Origin of the sequence: Methylocystis sp., assembly GCF_046349115.1 — a bacterium.
Classification (GTDB): Bacteria; Pseudomonadota; Alphaproteobacteria; order Rhizobiales; family Beijerinckiaceae; genus Methylocystis.
Map to the genome: position 1 here is coordinate 1,000,733 of NZ_JAXMCX010000001.1, position 19,643 is coordinate 1,020,375.

22 protein-coding genes are annotated in these 19,643 nt (G+C 63.3%); 11 read left to right on the plus strand and 11 right to left on the minus strand.

Annotated elements, in window-relative coordinates; all coding sequences use genetic code 11:
* Positions 1-108: 108 nt before the first annotated feature.
* On the minus strand, positions 109-720 hold the full coding sequence (locus U1E20_RS04750) for a hypothetical protein (protein ID WP_409979429.1): 612 nt from the start codon (positions 718-720) through the stop codon (positions 109-111).
* 403 nt (positions 721-1,123) lie between these two features.
* Here U1E20_RS04750 and U1E20_RS04755 point away from each other — a divergent pair, with 403 nt between their 5' ends.
* Complete coding sequence (locus tag U1E20_RS04755) at positions 1,124-1,588, plus strand: hypothetical protein (RefSeq protein ID WP_409979430.1); 465 nt, start codon at positions 1,124-1,126, stop codon at positions 1,586-1,588.
* Between the two features lie 6 nt (positions 1,589-1,594).
* On the opposite strand, the gene U1E20_RS04760 is transcribed toward U1E20_RS04755, so the two are convergent.
* Genes U1E20_RS04760 through U1E20_RS04770 form a run of 3 tightly spaced genes read right to left on the minus strand, consistent with a single transcriptional unit; the run spans position 1,595 to position 4,448 of the window.
* Positions 1,595-2,533: an HPP family protein gene (locus U1E20_RS04760; RefSeq protein WP_409979431.1), complete on the minus strand. Its 939-nt coding sequence runs from the start codon at positions 2,531-2,533 to the stop codon at positions 1,595-1,597.
* A gap of 34 nt (positions 2,534-2,567) precedes the next feature.
* On the minus strand, positions 2,568-3,383 hold the full coding sequence (locus U1E20_RS04765) for an exodeoxyribonuclease III (protein WP_409979432.1): 816 nt from the start codon (positions 3,381-3,383) through the stop codon (positions 2,568-2,570).
* Positions 3,384-3,389: 6 nt separating this feature from the next.
* Complete coding sequence (locus U1E20_RS04770) at positions 3,390-4,448, minus strand: YcjF family protein (protein WP_409979433.1); 1,059 nt, start codon at positions 4,446-4,448, stop codon at positions 3,390-3,392.
* A gap of 225 nt (positions 4,449-4,673) precedes the next feature.
* On the opposite strand from U1E20_RS04770, the gene plsY reads away from it, so the two are divergent.
* On the plus strand, positions 4,674-5,267 hold the full coding sequence (gene plsY / locus U1E20_RS04775) for a glycerol-3-phosphate 1-O-acyltransferase PlsY (RefSeq protein WP_409979434.1): 594 nt from the start codon (positions 4,674-4,676) through the stop codon (positions 5,265-5,267).
* Positions 5,264-6,529: a DNA-processing protein DprA gene (dprA, locus tag U1E20_RS04780; protein ID WP_409979435.1), complete on the plus strand. Its 1,266-nt coding sequence runs from the start codon at positions 5,264-5,266 to the stop codon at positions 6,527-6,529. Before plsY ends, dprA begins: the two co-directional genes overlap by 4 nt.
* 1 nt (position 6,530) lies before the next feature.
* Here dprA and U1E20_RS04785 read toward each other — a convergent pair whose 3' ends face one another.
* Positions 6,531-6,776 carry a hypothetical protein gene (locus U1E20_RS04785; protein ID WP_409979436.1) on the minus strand — a complete coding sequence of 82 codons (246 nt, stop codon included), beginning with the start codon at positions 6,774-6,776 and terminating at the stop codon, positions 6,531-6,533.
* A gap of 138 nt (positions 6,777-6,914) precedes the next feature.
* The gene (ruvX, locus tag U1E20_RS04790; RefSeq protein ID WP_409979641.1) at positions 6,915-7,379 is read right to left on the minus strand and encodes a Holliday junction resolvase RuvX; all 465 of its coding nucleotides are present in this window, start codon (positions 7,377-7,379) and stop codon (positions 6,915-6,917) included.
* 151 nt (positions 7,380-7,530) lie between these two features.
* Between ruvX and gatC the strand changes: the two genes are divergently transcribed.
* From gatC to U1E20_RS04805, 3 genes are read left to right on the plus strand one after another with little or no spacing between them, the layout of a single operon-like run.
* On the plus strand, positions 7,531-7,818 hold the full coding sequence (gatC, locus tag U1E20_RS04795) for an Asp-tRNA(Asn)/Glu-tRNA(Gln) amidotransferase subunit GatC (RefSeq protein WP_409979437.1): 288 nt from the start codon (positions 7,531-7,533) through the stop codon (positions 7,816-7,818).
* Positions 7,819-7,870: 52 nt separating this feature from the next.
* On the plus strand, positions 7,871-9,361 hold the full coding sequence (gene gatA / locus U1E20_RS04800; protein WP_409979438.1) for an Asp-tRNA(Asn)/Glu-tRNA(Gln) amidotransferase subunit GatA: 1,491 nt from the start codon (positions 7,871-7,873) through the stop codon (positions 9,359-9,361).
* A gap of 2 nt (positions 9,362-9,363) precedes the next feature.
* Entirely contained in the window at positions 9,364-9,744 is a 381-nt protein-coding gene (locus U1E20_RS04805; protein ID WP_409979439.1) for a chorismate mutase, read from the plus strand.
* Here the strand turns inward: U1E20_RS04805 and U1E20_RS04810 are convergent.
* Positions 9,711-10,043, minus strand: coding sequence for a hypothetical protein (locus U1E20_RS04810; RefSeq protein ID WP_409979440.1), 333 nt, complete (start codon positions 10,041-10,043; stop codon positions 9,711-9,713). The genes U1E20_RS04805 and U1E20_RS04810 overlap by 34 nt on opposite strands.
* Positions 10,044-10,130: 87 nt before the next feature.
* Here U1E20_RS04810 and gatB point away from each other — a divergent pair, with 87 nt between their 5' ends.
* From gatB to pyk, 4 genes are all read left to right on the plus strand, one after another.
* Positions 10,131-11,600, plus strand: coding sequence for an Asp-tRNA(Asn)/Glu-tRNA(Gln) amidotransferase subunit GatB (gatB, locus tag U1E20_RS04815; RefSeq protein WP_409979441.1), 1,470 nt, complete (start codon positions 10,131-10,133; stop codon positions 11,598-11,600).
* 1,690 nt (positions 11,601-13,290) lie between these two features.
* The gene (gene hemB / locus U1E20_RS04820) at positions 13,291-14,316 is read left to right on the plus strand and encodes a porphobilinogen synthase (protein ID WP_409979442.1); all 1,026 of its coding nucleotides are present in this window, start codon (positions 13,291-13,293) and stop codon (positions 14,314-14,316) included.
* Between the two features lie 140 nt (positions 14,317-14,456).
* Entirely contained in the window at positions 14,457-14,876 is a 420-nt protein-coding gene (locus tag U1E20_RS04825) for a DUF1036 domain-containing protein (RefSeq protein WP_409979443.1), read from the plus strand.
* Positions 14,877-14,900: 24 nt separating this feature from the next.
* Positions 14,901-16,343, plus strand: coding sequence for a pyruvate kinase (gene pyk / locus U1E20_RS04830; RefSeq protein ID WP_409979444.1), 1,443 nt, complete (start codon positions 14,901-14,903; stop codon positions 16,341-16,343).
* A gap of 30 nt (positions 16,344-16,373) precedes the next feature.
* Here pyk and U1E20_RS04835 read toward each other — a convergent pair whose 3' ends face one another.
* Entirely contained in the window at positions 16,374-16,850 is a 477-nt protein-coding gene (locus U1E20_RS04835; protein ID WP_409979445.1) for a GNAT family N-acetyltransferase, read from the minus strand.
* Positions 16,847-17,638 carry an inositol monophosphatase family protein gene (locus U1E20_RS04840; protein WP_409979446.1) on the minus strand — a complete coding sequence of 264 codons (792 nt, stop codon included), beginning with the start codon at positions 17,636-17,638 and terminating at the stop codon, positions 16,847-16,849. Before U1E20_RS04840 ends, U1E20_RS04835 begins: the two co-directional genes overlap by 4 nt.
* A 525-nt stretch (positions 17,639-18,163) precedes the next feature.
* Here U1E20_RS04840 and U1E20_RS04845 point away from each other — a divergent pair.
* Complete coding sequence (locus U1E20_RS04845) at positions 18,164-18,697, plus strand: DUF1465 family protein (protein ID WP_409979447.1); 534 nt, start codon at positions 18,164-18,166, stop codon at positions 18,695-18,697.
* A 50-nt stretch (positions 18,698-18,747) separates the two neighbouring features.
* Here the strand turns inward: U1E20_RS04845 and rpmE are convergent, their stop codons facing one another.
* Together rpmE and cpdR are read right to left on the minus strand one after the other, a co-directional pair.
* Positions 18,748-18,978: a 50S ribosomal protein L31 gene (gene rpmE, locus U1E20_RS04850; RefSeq protein ID WP_409979448.1), complete on the minus strand. Its 231-nt coding sequence runs from the start codon at positions 18,976-18,978 to the stop codon at positions 18,748-18,750.
* 208 nt (positions 18,979-19,186) lie between these two features.
* Positions 19,187-19,561 (minus strand): cell cycle two-component system response regulator CpdR, encoded by a 375-nt coding sequence (gene cpdR / locus U1E20_RS04855; protein WP_409979449.1) that lies wholly within the window; start codon positions 19,559-19,561, stop codon positions 19,187-19,189.
* Positions 19,562-19,643 lie beyond the last annotated feature (82 nt).

Sequence of the window (19,643 nt, forward strand, 5' to 3'; positions counted from 1 at the left end):
GGCAATATCGCGCAATCGGCGACGGCGCCGCTATGTTGGCTTTTTTGGCGACAAAAAAAGCATGGCTCGGCGAGGGCCGAGCCATGCTGCAATCTTCGGGCCGCTTTTTTAAGCGATTGCGTCGCTGGTTTGCGCTTTCTTTTTGGCGCTGGCGCGCAGCGCCCACCACAGCAGTCCGACCAGCGAAAAGAAGCCGACGCCATAGAGGATGTATTCGATCATTCCCCAGAAGGTGTAGAGCCCTACCGAGAACGGAAAGCGCGACACCCATTCATTGCCGAGATCGTCGCGCACCGTGACGATTCCCACATAATGTCCGGCCTGTTTGAAGTCGTGCTCAAAGGTCATGGCGCCGTTGCGATAGACCTTCGGCGCAATGTAGGCGACGGTGACCGCGTCGAGGTCGGCTTTTTCCTTTTCCTCGCCGACAGCCTTGATGATGCGGATGCCCACCGCCATGTCGCGCAGGTCAGGCGAAACCGGGGTGAGCGCGATTACCGTCGGCCCGGTATTGGCGATGTCCTCGCAAAATTCCGCCTCTTCTCCCGAGCGCTGATAGCCGATGAAATGCATCGTGTTCGGACCGATCCGCAGCACGCATTCGTCTTGCTCAAGCGCGACGCCGCCATGCGCGACGGCGCTTGTCGGCGCAGCGAAACAGGCCGTGGCCGCAATCACCGCGCCGGCGAACAGGCCGCGCATCCAACTTACACTCGACATTTAGATTCTCCCCACGATCGCCGACGTCGCTCCGGCCCATGCCGGATGCATCTCCCGCCGCATGGTCGGTCGGCGCTTGTGACGATGAGGTTTGTATTGGTCGACGAAAATACCATGCGTCATCTTGACACATCTTAATGTTGATTATAACATATTGAAAAGTAAAGAATTAACATAATGACTTGGACGATCGTACGAATTCGTTTGCATCTATATATTGATGTAAGATATCTGAACATACATATATATGCGTTTTTTCGTTCTGCGACGACGACGGCGCTTTTTGTCGAGTTGAAGTATTATTCTGAGCTTAATTCTTGTGATATCCGACGTTCGTCAGGATTATGGCCATGAACCCGGATTGTGATAGTTTCCTGGCCGAATGAAAAAGTGAAGGATGACGATGAAACGTCACGGCCTAGGCGTCACCGTCCTCGGTCTCGCGCTTGCGCTCGCCGGCTTCTACGGCATGTGGACGGGCTGGGACTATATTCAGCTCGAACGCGGTTGGAGCCTGTTCATCGGCGGCGCGACGGCGGTCTCGGGCGGCGTGGTCACGATCGCGCTTGGGCGGGCGATTGGCGTGCTGGGCCGCATCGCCGATGGCGCGCCGAAGTCGCAAGCGACCGCCGAGACAAAATCGCCGTCGACGGCGGAATCGATCGAAGGCGCGCCGTCGGCGGATCGGGAGCCGGCCGCCGCGTCCGCGCCGCCGAAGCCGCCCGTCGAAGTCGACCGCTACAGCGCCGGCGGCTCGGTCTATGTGATGTTTTCCGACGGTTCGGTGGAAGTGCAGACCGAAGGAAGTTCGCACCGATATCCTTCGCTCGCGGCGCTGCGCGCCGAAACTGGCGTGCGCGGCGAATAACCGCGCTCAATTGCGGGCCGCGCTCCACATCAGGAACAGCGCCGCGTCGCCCGGCAGGCCTTCGGGAAAATCGACGATTTGCGCCGCGATGCGAAAGCCGCGCGGGTGCAGTTCGTTGCGCCAGCGCTGAAAGACGTCAGCCGGCTCGCCCCGCAGAGTCGCCGGCCAATTGGGATCGGGCGCATTGATCGCGCGGCCGCCGTCGACGCAAAGTTGCGACGGAAAGCGGATCAGCAGATGTTCGGTGAGCCCGGCGCTCGCGCTGCGCCGCGCCTGCTCCAGCATCTCCCGCCATTGCGCCTCGGTCAGCCGCTGACTTGCGAGTTCGCGGATGCGTTGATCGCGCAGTTCGAGCGCCGTGCGTCGACGCTCGGCGCGCTCCTCTTCGAGTTGGCGCTCATGCGCCGCCACGAGTTCGCGAAATTCCGAAGCTGTCGCCACCGCGCAGCGGTCGCTCTCTTGCGGAATGGAGATCAGCGGCTGGCGTCGATGCGCCTCGAGCGCCATCGCCGCGAAGCCGCCGGCCATCGCCTCGGTGACTTCTTTGCGCAGCAGGAGGCCGATGATTTTATGGCCTTCGACCACAGGGATGCGTTTGAGGCTGTGGCTCTCCATGATCCGCGCGATGTCGGGAATTTTGGCGACGTCGGGAATCGATATCGCCGGAGTCGTCATCACTTCGCGCAGCGCGCGCCCATTGGCGTGAAACGCGGGCTTAGGCCTGTCGCGCAGAAGAAACGCCGGAATGGCGCCGAGGTCCGGCGGCGATTGAAGGCGCGGCTCTTCGAGATTGCTGCGCGTGACGATGCCGATCGGCGTCAGGTCGTCGTCGACGACCGGCACGGCGCCGAGGCCGCAGTCAGCGAGCAGTTTCGCGACGAAATCGAGGTCCGCATCCGCCGTGACATAAGGAAAGTCGCTGTTCATCAGATCGCGCGCGATCATGCCGCCGTCTCGCCTCCCGATCCTTGTTGCGCGCTCAGCCCGACAGTTCGATCGTCACCGGCACATGATCGGACGGCCGGTTCCAGCTGCGCGCGTCGCGCAGCACGTCGAGACGTTCAAGTCCGCCTGCGAGCGCCTCGCTCACCAGAATATGGTCGAGCCGGCGTCCCCGGTTCGAAGCCTGCCAATCGGCGGCGCGGTAGCTCCACCAAGTATAAAGCTTTTCTTCAGCCGGCACGAAATGCCGCATCGCGTCGATCCAAGCGCCGTCCCGAAATACTCTTGTGAGTTTTTCGACCTCGACGGGCGTGTGGCTCACGACCTTCAGCAGCGCCTTGTGACTCCAGACATCATGTTCGAGCGGCGCGACATTTAGATCACCGACCAGCACCACCCGTCCGCGCGAAACGCCCTCGGCGACAATCCAGTCGCGCATTTCGTCGAGGAAATCGAGCTTGTGCTGAAATTTCGGATTGATGTCGACGTCCGGCTCGTCGCCGCCCGCCGGCACATAAAAATTATGCAGCGCTATCGGGCCGCCCGCGGCTTCAATCTCAACGCAGATATGACGGGCGTCGCCCTTGTCACAGAAGTCGCGCTTCTCGACAAATCGCAAGGGACGTTTCGATATCACGGCGACGCCGTGATAGCCCTTCTGGCCATTGATCGCGACATGTTCATAACCGAGCGCCTGCAATTCCTTCATCGGGAATTCGGCGTCCCGGCATTTCGTCTCCTGCAGGCAGAGCACGTCGGGCGCCCAGCTCTTGAGAAATTCCGCGACGAGCGGCAGCCGCAGCCGCACGGAATTGATGTTCCAGGTGGTGATCTTGAGGTTTTTCGATTTCAATGATGGTCAGCTCTTGGTCTTGTCGGCGCGGAAGAGGAAAGGGGCGACGTCGCTGACGCCCGGCTGCTTCTCGGCGATGAACGGCGTCGGGCGGCAGACGGCCATGGCGGAGAGGCCGACTCGCGCGGTGAGAAGCCCGTTTAGCACACCTTCGCCGAGCTTTGCGGAAACCCGGGCGGCGATCCCATGGCCGAGCGCTTGTTGAAGCAGAGAATCGCCGACCGCCATGCCGCCGGTGATCGCAAGATGCGCGCCGACCGAGCGGGCGAGTTTGAAGAAGCCGAACAGCCCAGGCCGGCCGCCATAAATTTCCGCGATTTTTCGCATCAGCACGATCGCCTGGCCGACGACGAACAGAACGTCGAGGAGCGCGCGCGGGCTGATCGCGGTCACGACCGAAACGCGCTTGGCGGCGCCGGCGATCTCTCGCCGCGCCGCTTCGTCGAGCGGCGCGACGAGATTGCGCTCGGCCAACGTGATCAGATCGCGGCCGTCGATGATCTGCTTCAGATAGTCCTTGATCAGCGCGCGCGCCCGGCCGGTGTCGGGACGATCGTCGTAAAGCTTGCAGAGTTCGCCGACGTGCTCGCGCGCCGCCTTCCCATCGTCGCTGGCATGCGCTTCGGCAAGCGCGGCATGCAGCTTGGCGATGCGGTTCTGCCGACTCATCGCGCGAAATTCGCGCCCAAAGAAGATGACAGTGGCGACGGCGGCGAGACCGGCAAGACTTAATCCTATGGTCCCGAGCATGGCCGAGCGGCGGAACAGATCTTCGACGAAGCTCCACAGCCACACCGAGAACGCCAGCGAGATCAGCCCGGTGACCGACGATAGGAACACGCCGCCCCAGGAGAAGACGTATCGGCGCAGCATGCCGTCAGCCTGGGCCGCTTCGACAGCCGCTTCATCGCCGGTCATCCCGTCGGCGAACTCCGCCGCCTCGCGGGCGAAAACGTCGAATTCGGCTTCGACCACCTCGACCGACGGCGGCGCCGATTTGGCGGTGACCGTCTGGTCGCCTTCGAGGCGGAAAGCTCGTGGACGCGGCCGTCGTTGCTCAGTCATGGCAATCCTGGTTTGGCCTTCCATAGCCCCTCGCGCGGCAAAAGGCGAAGCGCATCTTGTCGCCGGAGCTTTAGAGCGGCGATCGTACGTCAGAAAGGCCCCGCCAGGGCGTTAGGGTCTGAAGAAATAGGCGAAGTTGCCGCCCAAAACGCTTGTTGCGGCGCGATTGCGGCTCCTTTAGCATTCCTGCGCCTTTCGCTGTCGAGAAGTATCGCGTTTTAGCGCATGACCCCCATCATTTACGACCTCCTTGCCCTTGCGATCGGCTATTTGCTGGGCTCGATTCCATTTGGTCTGCTGCTGACGCGTCTCGCGGGCACGATCGATCTTCGCTCGATTGGCTCGGGAAATATTGGCGCGACCAACGTCTTGCGCACCGGCAGGAAGGATTTGGCGGCGGCGACGCTGCTACTCGACGGGCTGAAAGGGACGGCGGCGGCGCTCATCGGCGCGTCGCTGACGCCGGAAGGCGGCATGATCGCCGGACTAGCCGCCTTTATCGGCCATGTCGCGCCGGTCTGGCTGCAATTTAGGGGCGGCAAGGGCGTCGCGACCTTTCTTGGCGTGCTGTTTGGCCTCAGTTGGCCGACGGCCCTGATTTTCTGCGCCGTCTGGCTGACGGCGGCGGCGCTGACGCGCTACTCCTCGCTTGGCGCGCTGACGGCGAGCGCGGCGGCCCCGCTGGCGCTGTTCCTGTTTGGCCACAGCGGCGAAGCCTTTGCCGTCGCGATCATGACCGCGATCGTCTATTACCGGCACAGAGACAATATCGCCCGTCTGCGCGCCGGCTCCGAAACGCGGATCGGACAAAAGGCGTGAGCGAGGCTGCGCCAGCAGGTCGGTTGAGCGAGGCGCAGCTCGTCGACTGGCTGAGGCTCATTCGCAGCGAGAATATCGGGCCACGCACTTTCAGGCAGCTGGTCAATCGTTTTGGCGGCGCCGGCGCGGCGCTGGACGCGCTGCCATCCTTGGCGGCGCGTTCCCTGCGCGGACGGACGATCCGCATCGCGACGCGCGAGGAGGCGATGCGCGAGATCGAGACGGCGCAAGCGCTCGGCGTGCGCTTCGTCACCACGGTCGATCCCGACTATCCGCCGCTCCTGAAGGAAATCGCCGATGCGCCGCCGCTGATCGCCCTGCGCGGCGCCTCCTGGGCGGCACAACGCGACGGCGTCGCCATTGTCGGTTCGCGCAACGCTTCCGCTGCGGGCCTCGCTTTCACGGAGCGGCTCACACGCAGTTTGGCGCAGGAAAATTACGTCATCGTCTCGGGTCTGGCGCGCGGCATTGACGCGGTCGCCCATCGCGCCGCGCTCGACACCGGAACGATCGCCGTGCTGGCCGGCGGCCATGCACGGCCTTATCCCGCCGAACATACGCAGCTTGTCGAGGAAATCGCCGAGAGAGGACTAATCGTATCCGAAATGCCGATCGAATGGGAGCCGCGCGGCCGCGACTTTCCGCGCCGCAATCGGATCATTTCGGGGCTGAGCCGCGGGACGATCGTCGTCGAGGCGGCGCGCCGTTCGGGGTCTTTGATCACCGCGCGCTTCGCCAATGAACAGGGGCGCGAGGTCTTCGCCGTTCCCGGCTCGCCGCTCGATCCGCGCGCGGAAGGCGTCAACGATCTTATCCGCCAGGGCGCGACCTTGTGCGCGCGACCCGAGGACGTGATTTCGGTTCTTGCCGAGAACGCCGGCGCGCCCTCGCGCCGGACTCTCTTCGATGACGAGGCGCTCCAAAGCGAGGAAACGCTGATCGACGAACTGGACCTTTTTCCCGCCCTCGACGAGTCGGCGTTCGAGGAGAGAGCCGCGCCGACGCGTTACCCGGCGGCGGCGGCGGAATGCGGCCCCGGGCTCGACGCCGGCGGGCAGGGCGAGCCCTCGCTGCGACAGGATGCGCATGAAATCATCGTCGCTCTGCTGGGGCCCGCGCCGATTTTGGTCGATGATCTCATCCGTGTCGCCGGACTGACGGCGCGCGAGGTGCAGGGCGTGCTGGTCCAACTCGATGTCGAGGGACGGCTGCAGCGTCATGGCTCCAACCGGGTTTCTCTTGTATACAATTATAAGTTGTGATTTAGGCGGGGCGATTGATCGGATAGCCGCCAAGCTCGCGCGCCCGCATTTCCGCCTCGGCGCGCGCCAGATTCAGGAAATAGCATAGCATGGGCATGTCGCAGCGACTGGCGATCTTTGCCATTTCATCAGTCATATCAGCGATATAAGCCGCGATTGAGGCTGCTTCCTGGTTGGCTTTTGCGTCCTCCGCGGTCGTTTCGCGGGGGTTGTCGGAGTCGTGTTTGGAAGAATCCGGCCGGGACATCGTTATCGGTCTCCACGGACCACAAGGCGGTTATGAATTAGTTAAACATCGGACTTTCTTGCATTTTCTTCCACCGCGCCCATCCCATGTCAAGGCCAAAATTCTATCAAAGGTTGTAATTGTTCCGACGAAGCCGCGCTAGAGCCGTTTCAGACGGTCAAGCGCCCCCTGCAAAATATAGGCGGCGGCCATTCGGTCCACGACTTCCGCGCGCTTGGCGCGGGAAGCGTCCTGCGCAATAAGTTCGCGGGTCACCGCCGCCGTCGAAAGGCGCTCGTCCCAAAAGGCGAAGGGCAGTGACGCAAGCTTCGACAGATTGCGCATGAAGGCGCGCGTCGCCTGCGCGCGCGGCCCCTCCGTGCCGTCCATATTGAGCGGGAGACCGACGACGAGCGCGCAGACCTCGAAATCGGCCGCGCGCTTGAGCAGCCCGGCGGCGTCCTGGGAGAATTTCACGCGCGAGATCGTGTCGAGCGGCGAGGCGAGCCGCCGCTCAACGTCGGAAAGCGCCAGACCGATGGTCTTGGTCCCAAGATCCAGGCCCATCAGCCGGCCCTTCGCCGGCAGAAGCGCCGCTAAATCTTCCAAACATGTCGCGCGCATGGTCACCGCGTCTCCGCTATCACGCCGCCATCGCGCCTCAAACCGGCAGGGTTGCGGGCTTCCCCTTTTTGAGCCCCCGACGGACCGCCAACATTGCGCCGCGATAGGGCAGGCGCTATAGCGCCGTCGAGACCTTTCTTGCGGAGACCTAATGTCCGTTGATTCCGCGACCGTCCGCCGGATCGCCCATCTCTCGCGCATCGCCATCGACGACGGCGAGGTCGAGCGGCTGCGCGGCGAACTCAACGCCATTCTCGCTTTCGTCGAGACCTTGAGCGAGGTCGACGTTGACGGGGTCGAGCCTTTGACCTCCGCACTGCCGATGCAAATGAAGAAGCGCGTCGATGTGGTGACCGACGGCGGCATCCCTGACGACATTCTCGCCAATGCGCCGCTGTGCGAAGATCATTATTTCGTCGTGCCCAAGGTCGTCGAATAGCGCTTCCCGCGCAGCCGCCGCGCCTGGAGCGTTCTCAGAAATAAAGGGACAAATGTCCGACCCCACGAATCTTTCATTGGCCGAGGCGCGCGACGCGCTCAAATCGAAACGGCTTTCCGCGGTCGAGCTGACGCAGGCGCATGTCGTTGCGATCGAGAAGTCGCGCGCGCTCAACTGCTTCATTACGGAGACGCCGGACCTTGCGCTATCCCAGGCGCGCGACAGCGATGCGCGGATCGCGCGCGGCGAAGCGCGCCCGCTCGAAGGTCTGCCGCTCGGCATAAAGGATCTCTATTGTTCGAAAGGCGTGCGCACGACGGCCGCGAGTCGCATTCTCGACGAGTTCACGCCCACTTATGAATCGACCGTCTCGGCCAATCTGTTGCGCGACGGCGCGGCGACGCTCGGCAAGCTCAATCTCGATGAATTCGCGATGGGCTCGTCGAATGAGACGAGCGCCTTCGGTCCCGTCGTTTCGCCATGGCGGCGCGCCGGCGATCCCGACGCCAAGATTGTGCCGGGAGGATCATCGGGCGGCTCCTCCGCTGCGGTCGCGGCGCATCTTTGTCTCGGCGCCACCGCGACCGACACCGGCGGTTCAATCCGTCAGCCCGCCGCCTTCACTGGGACGGTCGGCGTCAAGCCGACCTATGGCCGCTGTTCGCGGTGGGGCATCGTTGCGTTTGCCTCTTCGCTCGATCAGGCGGGTCCGATCGCGCGCAGCGTGCGCGACGCCGCGATCATGCTGAGGTCGATGGCGGGTCATGACCCGAAAGACACGACCAGCGTCGACGCGCCAGTTCCGGACTATGAAGCCGCAGTCGGCGCATCGGTGAAAGGGCGCCGCATCGGCGTGCCGAAGGAATATCGCATCGATGGCATGTCGGCGGAGATCGCCGCCCTGTGGGATCAAGGCGCCGCATGGCTGAAGGACGCAGGCGCGGAAATCGTCGAAATTTCCTTGCCGCACACCCGCTACGCCTTGCCCACGTACTATATCATCGCGCCGGCCGAGGCGTCGTCCAATCTCGCGCGCTACGATGGCGTGCGCTATGGCCGTCGCGAGCAGGGCCGCGACATTATTGATATGTACGAGAAGACGCGCGCGAGCGGATTTGGCTCCGAAGTGCGGCGGCGCATCATGATCGGCACCTATGTTCTGTCGGCCGGCTATTACGACGCTTATTACGTGCGCGCGCAGAAAGTCCGCAGCCTGATCAAGCGCGACTTCGACGAAGCCTTCGCCTCTGGCGTCGACGCCGTGTTGACGCCGGCGACGCCGTCGACGGCCTTCGCGCAAGGCGAGAAGGGCGCGGCCGACCCTGTTGAAATGTATCTCAACGACGTGTTCACCGTCACGGTGAACATGGCCGGCCTTCCCGGCGTCGCGGTTCCCGGCGGTCTCGCGGCGAATGGCTTGCCCTTGGGGCTGCAGCTCATCGGCCGGCCCTTCGACGAAGAGACGCTGTTTTCTCTGGCGGCGGCGGTCGAGCAGGCGGCGCCGACGATCGAACGTCCTCGGCCATGGTGGCGCGAGGGCTGAAGATGACCACGCCGGGCGCTCAAAAAGATATCGCGCAACGCTCCGAAAAGGAGCTGCAGGACGAGATGTCCGACGTCCGCCGTCTGATAGACGAATTGGACGAAGAACTGGTTGCGCTTCTCGCCAGGCGCCAAAGACAGATCGAGCGGGCGGCGAAGGTCAAACCGGCGCTTGGGATTCCCGCCAATGTGCCCGAGCGCGTCGACGAAGTCCTCGCGCATGTGCTTGGCGTCGCGCGCCGGGAGGGTCTCTCGGTGGAGCTCACGATGAATCTTTGGCGCGCGGTGATCGACTGGTCGATCCAATATGAAGAGCGGCTGATGGGCGACCGCGCGCCCACGCGCGATTCTCAGTCCTCTTCAGGCGGCGGCCCGGCATCCTGATCGCCGTTGCGCGGCGTCGTCTTGATGCGCACGAAGCCGTGGCGGATCGACCACCGCAGGCATTTGATTGACCACCAGTGAAAGCGTCGCGACAATCTATGGGCGCCGGGCGAGTGCGGGGCGAGGATCGCGAGGCCGAGAGGGAACATCCAGACGCCGAAGACAGGCAGCGGCGCGAGAATGGTGCCGCCAAGGATCAAGCCGACGCCGACGGGAATGCTCACATGGCGTGGCGCGTTGCGCATGCGCGCAATCAGTCCCTTTCCGCGCTTGTCGTCTGAATTCCGCTTGATGGCCATTTCGTCGCTTGTCCTTCGCCTTGCGCCGGCCGTTCCGCTCCCGCCAAGCGTGGTTTATATAAAAGAAGCAAGTTTAGCGAGGCAGATATGGCGACAGAGGCGGCTCCAACCAAGCTCATCAAAGGCGCGACCGGCGACTGGGAAGTCGTGATCGGCATGGAAATTCACGCCCAGGTGACGAGCAACGCCAAGCTCTTCTCGGGCGCTTCCGCCGAATATGGCGGCGCCCCAAATGATCACGTATCGCTTGTCGACGCGGCCATGCCGGGCATGCTGCCGGTGATCAACGAGGAATGCGTCAAGCAGGCGATCCGCACCGGCCTCGGCTTGGAAGCGAAGATCAACCTGCGTTCGGTCTTCGACCGAAAGAACTATTTCTATCCCGATCTGCCGCAGGGCTATCAGATTTCGCAGTACAAGCACCCGATCGTCGGCGAGGGCGCCGTTGTTGTCGACGTATCGCCGAGCGAGCGCATCACCGTCGGCATCGAGCGTCTGCATCTCGAACAGGACGCCGGCAAGTCGCTGCATGATCTTTCGGCGACGGAAAGCCATGTCGATCTCAACCGCAGCGGCGTCGCTTTGATGGAAATCGTCTCAAAGCCGGACATGCGTTCGGCCGAGGAGGCGCGCGCCTATGTGTCGAAGCTGCGCACCATCCTGCGTTACATCGGCTCCTGCGACGGCAATATGGAGCAGGGCTCGCTGCGCGCCGACGTCAATGTCTCGGTGCGCCGCCCCGGCGCCGCGCTCGGCACGCGCTGCGAAATCAAGAACGTCAACTCGATCCGTTTCATCGGCCAGGCGATCGAGGTCGAGGCGCGCCGTCAGATCGGCATTCTCGAGGACGGCGGCAAGATCAATCAGGAGACGCGGTTGTTCGATCCCGGCAAGGGAGAGACGCGATCGATGCGCTCCAAGGAGGAAGCGCATGATTATCGCTACTTTCCCGATCCTGATCTTTTGCCGCTCGAATTCGATCAGCCCTATGTCGACGCGCTGAAGAGCGAGTTGCCGGAACTCCCCGACGCCAAGCGGGCGCGCTTCATCGCGCAATATGGTCTGCCGCCCTATGACGCCGGCGTGCTGGTGATGGAGCGGGCCACGGCCGACTATTTCGAGGAGACGGCGAAAGGCCGCGACGCCAAGCTCGCCGCCAATTGGGTGATCAATGAACTGTTCGGCCGCCTGAACAAGGAAGGCCTCGACGTCACGCGCTCGCCGGTGTCGTCGGAGGCTCTCGGCGCGATCATCGATCTCATCTCGCAGAACGTCATTTCGGGCAAGATCGCTAAGGATCTTTTCGAGATCGTCTGGACCGAGGGCGGCGACCCGAAGGAGATCGTCGAAACGCGCGGCATGAAGCAGGTGACCGACACGGGCGCGATCGAGGCCGCCGTCGACGCTGTCATCGCCGCCAATCCCGACAAGGTCGAGCAGGCGAAGGCGAAGCCGACGATGCTCGGATGGTTTGTCGGACAGGTGATGAAGCAGACCGGCGGAAAGGCGAATCCGCAGGCGGTGAACGAGCTCCTGAAGCGCAAATTGGGCGTTTGACGCGCGCCTTCGCCGCCAAAAACGAATCAGTTTTCGACGCACGCTGCGCGATTCCTCTCCAAAGGGAGGCGTTGCGCGGCGATTTTTTTCGGTCCGTCAACGCTAGCCACAATTTTTTTTTTGTCCCAATGCGCCTTCGCGACGCGTTGTGCAGGCGCGTGCGACTCTCGTCGCGTTTGACGCGCGCCGCTTCTCGACGGAGGTTGATTCGCGCATCCGCCTAAGCGGTCGCCGGCGCAGTTTCATCGTGTATCGATATATTTTCGGATGGGCGCTTGCGGTCAGCGACGGCGGCTTGCGGTCGTTGGCGGATGCAAAATTAAATCAAGTAATTGAAGAAGGGACGCGGCGTATCGCCCAGCAAGCGCGCGCATTTGTCGAAGGCTCGTGCGAGGACATGTCGCGCGCGGAATCGGCGCTTCAATCGTCGCAATAAAACGCAAGACGCAAACCTGTCGCGACAGTCTCGACAAAGCGTTCGCAAAGCAGCTTCGCGAGCGTTTTGCTTGTCGTTCGACAGCGCTCAACATGCCTCGTCATGCGTAGCGTCGATGACTTCTGCGCGCTTAGCTCTTGAACGACTGATTAACCGCGTTACGCTATTTGCGCGTATTGTCGGTCGAGCATAGTTCCGGCAATTCGGATCAAGGGGACTTATTATGGCGAGAGCTACAACGAAGCGTAAGCCGGCCAAGAAGGCTGCGGCGAAGAAGGGTGCGCGTAAAACCGCGAAGAAGGCCGCGACAAAGAAGTCGGCGGCAAAGAAAGGCGCCCGCAAGGCTACGCGAAAGACCGCTGCGAAGAAGACGGCTCGCAAGGGCGTCCGCAAGGCGGCGACCAAAAAGCGCGGCGTGAAGAAGGCAGGCGCCAAGAAGGGCGCTCGCAAGGCGACCGCAAAGAAGCGCGCGCCGCGAAAGGCGAAGGCGCCGGCCCCGTCCGCTCCGCCGGAAGCCATGTAGGCGAAGCGCCTTCGCATGCGCGATTGATCATATCGCGTGTCGCGGCAGCGCTTCACGCACTCATCGCCCGAGGGCGCGTCAACCGAGGCGCGTCCCGGGCGATAGCTGTCACAGCTGATTGCTTTATGCGCGCGCCGCCGACGCGCCGGGCGATTCTTTGCAGGCCTACCGCGTCAGGCACTCCGTCGCGAAATCGCGCCAAATCGGCAAGCCCTTATTCGACTCGCGCTTCATCCTGTCCCATTCCTCGGCGCAGGCGCGCATCTTCGCGCGCGGGGCGCGCGGAAGCGACGGCGGCGGTTGACTCGTATCGACTGGAGGCGGCGCTTGCGGCGGCGGCAGCGCGCTCACCCCGGGCGGCTGTGTCGGTTGCGGAGCAGGCGTTGCGTTTGGCGGCGCGGCGTCTTGGACCGGCGGACGCGCTGGCTGCCGGACATTCTGTTCAGGCGCCGGCGCGTTTCGCTTTGGCGGCGTCGGAATGGTACGGCTGGCGGGCGTCGGCGCTGCGGATTTGACTTGCGCCAGGGTCGCGCTGGCCGCGACAAGCGCGGCGACGCCGATCGCGGCGGCAGGCGCCGATCGCCGCAATGAAAAGTTGCGCGAGCCGATTTTCAATGGTTTTTCCTCGCGCATGCGCAACGGCCGTCGATCCTCTATAGCCTGAAGTTCATTCGCCTCGAAAGCGGATGAAGGAGATGAGCGGCGAAACAGCGCTACACGGCGGAGGCCCCATGAAAGACGCAGAACGGCGGATCGACGCGACGGCGCGGCTGAGCCTGCTCCGGCGCCCGCGCCGAAATCGCAAGAGCGTGTGGGCGCGGCGCCTCGTCAGGGAAAACGCGCTCGAGGTTTCCGATCTGATCTGGCCGCTCTTCTTGATCGACGGCGCGGATCGGCGCGAGCCGGTCTCGTCGATGCCGGGCGTCTTCCGTAATTCGATCGATGCGGCGGTCGAAGCCGTGGGGCAGGCCGCCGCGCTGGGGATTCCCGCCGTTGCGCTTTTTCCCTATACCGATCCGGACCTGCGCGACGAGCGCGCAAGCGTGGCGCTTGATCCCGAGAATCTCGTCTGTCGCGCCTGCCGGGCGATCAAGCGCGCCGTGCCCGACATCGGCCTCATCACCGATGTGGCGCTCGATCCATACACGAGCCACGGCCATGACGGCCTTCTCGTCGGCGACGAGATCGTCAATGACGCGACCGTCGCCGTGCTGGCGCGACAGGCGGTGACCCAGGCGCGCGCCGGCGCGGACGTCATCGCGCCTTCGGACATGATGGACGGACGAGTCGAAGCGATCCGCAAGGCGCTCGACGCCGAGGGTTTCGAGAATGTCCAGATCATGAGCTATGCGGCGAAATATGCATCAGCCTTCTATGGGCCGTTCCGCGATGCGATCGGCACAAGCAAGACGCTACGAGGCGACAAACGGACCTATCAGATGGATCCCGCCAATTCCGACGAGGCGCTGCGCGAAGTGGCGCTCGATCTCGAACAGGGCGCCGACATGGTAATGGTGAAGCCGGGCATGCCCTATCTCGATGTGGTGCGACGCGTCGTCGAGGCGTTTCGCGCGCCGACATTCGCCTATCAGGTGTCCGGCGAATACGCGATGATCACGGCGGCGGCGCAAAACGGCTGGATCGACGGCGATCGGGCGATGCTGGAAAGCCTGCTTGCTTTCAAGCGCGCGGGCGCGTCGGGCGTCCTGACCTATTTCGCGCTTCGCGCCGCGCAGGCGCTGCGAGAAAAAGACTGACGCGCGCCGGTTGGCGGCAGGACTGCGGCGTCGCGGGGTGGACAAAGCCTCGAAGGCATGGTTTGCAGAACCGCCTGCCGCGCCGATCTCGCGCCGGCGCCAGCGACCCGTCTTCAGCCCCTCCAGGCAACGCTAATACTATGATTGGACGCGCCCTTCTTGTTGCCGCTCTATCATTTTGCGCCGCCGCCCCGGCGCGCGCCGACTTTCGCCTCTGTAACAATACGAGCGCCCGCGTCAGTGTCGCCATCGCCTATACCGACGGCCGCAACTGGCTCTCCGAAGGCTGGTGGAACCTACGGCCGAGCGTTTGCGAAACGCTTCTGCGCGGGCCGCTCGCCGCACAATTTTATTATGTCTATGCCATGGATGAACGCGGCGGCGAGTGGAAGGGCAAGGCGTTCATGTGCACGCGCGACCGGGAATTTCGCATCGACGGAAGAGAAGATTGTTTCGCGCGCGGGTTCGACCGCACCGGATTCTTCGAAATCGACACGGGACGGGACGCGAAGAGCTGGACGGTTCAGCTCACCGATCCCAATGCCGCGCCCACGCAATAACTTGAGCTCAGGAACGTCTTCGCCATGAGAAGGTCGCGGCGCGTCAAGATCATCGCAACGCTTGGACCGGCGACGGTCGACAAGGCGGTCATCGCCGGCCTCGTGCGCGCCGGCGCCGATGTGTTCCGCATCAATATGAGCCATACGGATCACGCGGGGCTTGCAAGCTATGTGCGGATGATCCGCGAGATCGAGAGCGACATGTCGCGCGCGATCGCTGTGCTTGTCGACCTCCAGGGCCCGAAGCTGCGCATCGGCGCCTTCGAGGAAGGCTCGGTGCATGTGCGCAAGGGCGACGTGTTCGTCTTCGACAGCGACCCCAAGCCCGGCGACGCGACGCGCGTGCGCCTGCCGCATCCTGAAATTCTCGCGGCGCTCAAGGTCGGTGACTCGATCCTCATCGACGACGGGCGGGTGCGACTTCATGTCGTCGAAACGACGCCCGAGCGTGCACATGCCGTCGTCGATGTCGCCGGACGCCTGTCGAACCGTAAGGGCGTCAGCCTGCCGGATACTGAGATTCCGATCACGTCGATGACGAACAAGGATCGCGCCGATCTCGACGCCGCGCTGAAAGAGGGCGTCGACTGGGTCGCGATTTCTTTCGTCCAGCGGCCCGAAGACGTGATCGAGGTGAAACAGATCACCCAGGGCCGGGCGCTGGTCATGGCGAAGATCGAGAAGCCTCAGGCGATTTCGAGGCTCGAGGATGTGATCGAGGTTTCGGACGCGCTGATGGTCGCCCGCGGCGATCTCGGCGTCGAAGTGCCGCTCGAACGCGTGCCGGGGCTCCAGAAACGCATCAACCGTTCGGCGCGGCGCCTCGGCAAGCCGGTGGTGATCGCCACGCAAATGCTCGAGTCGATGATCCTTTCGCCCCTGCCGACGCGCGCCGAAGTGTCTGACGTCGCCACGGCGGTGTTCGAGGGCGCGGATGCGGTGATGCTCTCCGCCGAAAGCGCGGCGGGACAATATCCGCACGAAGCTGTCGCGACGATGAGCCGGATCGCGGAAGAGGTCGAGACCGATGCGATCTATCGCTCGATCATCAACGCCCAGCGCGGCGAATTGCCCAATCCGACGTCGGCCGACGCCATCGCCGTCGCGGCGCGCGACGTCGCGCAGACGCTCCACTCGAAGGCGATCATCGCCTGGACGTCCTCCGGTTCGACGGCGCTGCGCATTGCGCGCGAACGGCCGCAATCGCCGATTCTGGCGTTGACTCCGAAACGCGACACCGCCCGTCGCCTGGCGCTGGTCTGGGGCGTGCATGCGCTTGAAACGCGCGACGCGGTCGACATCGAGGATATGGTGGGGCGCGCCTGCGAATATTCGGAGAGCGAGGGGTTCGGCGTCGCCGGCGACCGTGTAATCATCGTCGCCGGCATGCCGTTTGGCACGCCGGGCGCGACCAATATGATCCGCATTGCGCATCTCGGCGAGCAGGCCAGCCCGCCGCAAGCCTGATCCTGCAGGCGCTCCTCGACCACGACGGAGTCAGCGCGGCGGCCGCCATTCCATCATGATGGTTTCGCGCCCAGACAATGTGTTGGCGCCGCGTCCAACGCGCGAAAATCCGTCGCGTTCGTAAAATCGAATGGCGCGAAGATTATCGGCATTGACGTCGAGTCGGATCACGCTCGGCGAGACATTGCGCGCGGCCGTCAGCAGCGACGCGCCAAAGCCGGCGCCGAAGCGGTCCGGCGCGACGCAAATCTGATCGAGCCAGCCATCCGCCGGATTGATCACGACGAAGCCGGCAAGCGTCGAGCCTGCGTCGAACAGGCAGAGCGTCACCCCGCCCACGGCTTCCAGCTCGCGAACGTGGCGCATCAGCCAGTCACGGCGCGCGTCGAAGTCGATTTCCGGATAAGTGGCGCGCCACGAGGCGACCCACACGTCGAGAATCGATGGCCAATCGTCTTCGACGCGCAGGCGCAGTTTCACCGAGGCGGGTGGAGCAGGGGCGTTCACGCCTTCCTCATCACGTCGAGGAGTTGGCGATGAATTGTTTCGTTGCCGGCGCATATCTCGCCCTTCATAAGCATGTCGGCGCCACCCGAAAGGTCGCTGACGAAGCCCCCGGCTTCGCGCACGAGCACGATGCCCGCCGCGACGTCCCACGAGTTGATGCCGCGCTCCCAATAGCCGTCGAAACGCCCGCAGGCGACCATGGCAAGATCGAGCGCGGCGGCCCCCATGCGCCGAATATTGGCGATCTTGCCCATGCCGGCCGCGAGTTCGCGCTTGAACGACTCATGGTCGCGGGCGCGCGCCAGCGGCGGGATTCCGCAGGCCACCATGGAGTCCGAAAGCGAGCGGCGCGCCGCGACCCGCATGCGGCGATTGTTGAAATAGGCGCCCTGGCCGATCTCGGCGACGAACATGTCGTCGGTGGCGGGATTGTATACGAGTCCGGCGACGAGACGGTCCTCGCGCTCCAACCCGATCGAGATGGCGAAGACCGGAACGCCGTGGAGAAAATTCGAGGTGCCGTCGAGCGGATCGATCAGCCAGCGGTGGCTCTTGTCGGAGCCCTCGACGACGCCGCCCTCCTCAAGAACAAAGCCATAGCCGGGCCGCGCCTTCGACAGTTCCTCGAATAAGGTTTTCTCGGCGCGCCGGTCTGCCGCGGTGACGAAATCGCCTGGACCTTTGACCGAGACTTGCAGATTCTCCACCTCGCCGAAGTCGCGTTTAAGGCCGCGGCCCGCTTTGAGAGCGGCGGCGGTCATCACATTCATCAAGGCGGAGCGAATCATTCAGGGAGAGCCTAGGAGGACAGTTGCGGGGAGATCAACGCTTTCCAGCGCGGCGGGACGTTCCGAAGAACGCGGCGGGAGACTTCAAATGCGCCAGTTTTCGTCCCAGGGCCAGCCTCTTTTTGCTTCGCCGACAGAGCCTTGCGCTGATGAGCTAGGCGGGCGGCCGCCGATGGCTCCCTATTCGGAATAACCTATTGGCCGAGTTGAATTTTGGCATGTCGTTCAACACAAAATTGTGCCGGCAAGCGTCCATCGGGAGCGGGCGTTAACCTCATGTTAATGATTGCCGTCTTACGCTGGGCGTATCCCTTCAGTGGGATGTCCGAGTGGCTTCTTCTCCACTCGTCCTTGATGCCTCCCTGTTAAGAAGCCTTGAGAGCCGCCCTGCGGCTCTCTTTTTGTGGGCATGGCGAGGCGCGATCCCATTAAGGTTAAAGAAAGGCTAAGCGCGCGAAGGCCTGCCGCCTGCGTTACTGTTCGCAGATCAAAGGCGCCGTCGCGCCGAATTTGCGTGAGCGTCGTATGGCTCGAGTCACCGGCAGCGCCGGAGAAAAGCAGCAGCCGGTCTCTTTCATCGAGAAACTGGCGGGATCCGAAGGATTTTGCGCGCTGTTTCGCGAAGGCATGAGCCTGGTCGAGGAGGCCGCCTCCTATCTCGATGGGGAGGGGCGCTCAGAGTCTAGGGAACTGGCCAAGGCCGAAGCCCTTGCCTATGCGGCCGAGAGCATGCGGCTGACGACCCGGCTGATGCAGATTGCATCATGGCTGTTGCTGCAGCGGGCGGTCAATCAGGGCGAACTGACGCGTCATCAGGCGGCGAGCAATCGCCATCGCGTGAAGCTGCGCGAACAGGAGCTGGCGTCGGCGGCCGATATTTTCCAGCGCCTGCCGGAGCGCCTGCGCGAGCTCGCGCTGCACTCGCTGCGCCTGCAGGCCCGGATCATCCATCTCGACCGGCTGATCTATGCGCCCGAGCCGGCTTCCGCCGAGCCAGCGCCGGCTTCAAGTCCGGTCGAAGCGCAGATCGCGAAATTGCGCGCCGCCTTCAGCCAGTAAAATTCTTCAGGCGAACCAACTTGAGGCGGCGGTCGAACCGCCGCCTTCTTTTATTTCTTGCCGAAAGAGAGATTGCCGAAGCGCGAGTTGAAGCGCGACAGCCGGCCGCCGCGGTCGAGGAGCTGGGTCGATCCGCCCGTCCAGGCCGGATGGGTCTTGGGGTCGATGTCGAGATGCATCGTGTCCCCATCCTTCCCCCAGGTCGAACGGGTCGTATATTCCGTGCCGTCGGTCATCACGACCTTGATCGTGTGATAGTCGGGGTGGATGTCCTTTTTCATAACGACGCATCCTTTATGCGATGGAAACGGCTGAAGCCCCGCGCCGCGGCGGCGCGGGGTCGGCCGGTCGAAACAAGCGAATTTGACGGCGCTGATAGCGCAACGCGGGAAAATGGGCAAGTTGGCCGGCGCGACAGCTGATGGCGGCGCGCCATCGACGACCAGGAGGCGGTCGATTTCGATTGGGCCTACGGACAGGCTTTAGGATTCAGGCCGCGAGCATCCGCTGCACCTCGGTGACCAGCTCCCGCAGATGGAACGGCTTGGAGAGGATTTTCGCCTGCCGCGGCGCCTGATTGTCCGGATTAAGCGCCACGGCCGCGAAGCCGGTGATGAACATGACCCTGATGTCGGGATCAAGCTCGGTCGCCCGGCGGGCGAGTTCGATCCCGTCCATCTCGGGCATGACGATGTCGGTCAACAGCAGTTCGAAGGGCTCGACCCGAAGCTGATCATAGGCGGAAAGCCCGTTGTCGAAGGACGTGACCGAAAAACCGGCCTGTTGCAGCGCCTTGACCAGGAAACGCCGCATGTCGTGGTCGTCTTCGGCGAGCAGAATTCGTGCGGCGGGACTATCGTTCATCGCCATCCTCTCTGGTTTTTCCCCATATGGACCGAGCTTCGTAAATTTCAGGTGAAACCGAGGCGGCGCCGCGTTAACGTAA

Bases quoted from the DNA above. Each gene is read 5' to 3' on its own strand.
- U1E20_RS04750 (WP_409979429.1), bottom strand. From the start codon at position 720: ATGTCGAGTGTAAGTTGGATGCGCGGCCTGTTCGCCGGCGCGGTGATT.
- U1E20_RS04755 (WP_409979430.1), top strand. From the start codon at position 1,124: ATGAAACGTCACGGCCTAGGCGTCACCGTCCTCGGTCTCGCGCTTGCG.
- U1E20_RS04760 (WP_409979431.1), bottom strand. From the start codon at position 2,533: ATGATCGCGCGCGATCTGATGAACAGCGACTTTCCTTATGTCACGGCG.
- U1E20_RS04770 (WP_409979433.1), bottom strand. From the start codon at position 4,448: ATGACTGAGCAACGACGGCCGCGTCCACGAGCTTTCCGCCTCGAAGGC.
- plsY (WP_409979434.1), top strand. From the start codon at position 4,674: ATGACCCCCATCATTTACGACCTCCTTGCCCTTGCGATCGGCTATTTG.
- U1E20_RS04785 (WP_409979436.1), bottom strand. From the start codon at position 6,776: ATGTCCCGGCCGGATTCTTCCAAACACGACTCCGACAACCCCCGCGAA.
- ruvX (WP_409979641.1), bottom strand. From the start codon at position 7,379: ATGCGCGCGACATGTTTGGAAGATTTAGCGGCGCTTCTGCCGGCGAAG.
- gatC (WP_409979437.1), top strand. From the start codon at position 7,531: ATGTCCGTTGATTCCGCGACCGTCCGCCGGATCGCCCATCTCTCGCGC.
- gatA (WP_409979438.1), top strand. From the start codon at position 7,871: ATGTCCGACCCCACGAATCTTTCATTGGCCGAGGCGCGCGACGCGCTC.
- U1E20_RS04805 (WP_409979439.1), top strand. From the start codon at position 9,364: ATGACCACGCCGGGCGCTCAAAAAGATATCGCGCAACGCTCCGAAAAG.
- U1E20_RS04810 (WP_409979440.1), bottom strand. From the start codon at position 10,043: ATGGCCATCAAGCGGAATTCAGACGACAAGCGCGGAAAGGGACTGATT.
- gatB (WP_409979441.1), top strand. From the start codon at position 10,131: ATGGCGACAGAGGCGGCTCCAACCAAGCTCATCAAAGGCGCGACCGGC.
- hemB (WP_409979442.1), top strand. From the start codon at position 13,291: ATGAAAGACGCAGAACGGCGGATCGACGCGACGGCGCGGCTGAGCCTG.
- U1E20_RS04825 (WP_409979443.1), top strand. From the start codon at position 14,457: ATGATTGGACGCGCCCTTCTTGTTGCCGCTCTATCATTTTGCGCCGCC.
- pyk (WP_409979444.1), top strand. From the start codon at position 14,901: ATGAGAAGGTCGCGGCGCGTCAAGATCATCGCAACGCTTGGACCGGCG.
- U1E20_RS04840 (WP_409979446.1), bottom strand. From the start codon at position 17,638: ATGATTCGCTCCGCCTTGATGAATGTGATGACCGCCGCCGCTCTCAAA.
- U1E20_RS04845 (WP_409979447.1), top strand. From the start codon at position 18,164: ATGGCTCGAGTCACCGGCAGCGCCGGAGAAAAGCAGCAGCCGGTCTCT.
- rpmE (WP_409979448.1), bottom strand. From the start codon at position 18,978: ATGAAAAAGGACATCCACCCCGACTATCACACGATCAAGGTCGTGATG.
- cpdR (WP_409979449.1), bottom strand. From the start codon at position 19,561: ATGAACGATAGTCCCGCCGCACGAATTCTGCTCGCCGAAGACGACCAC.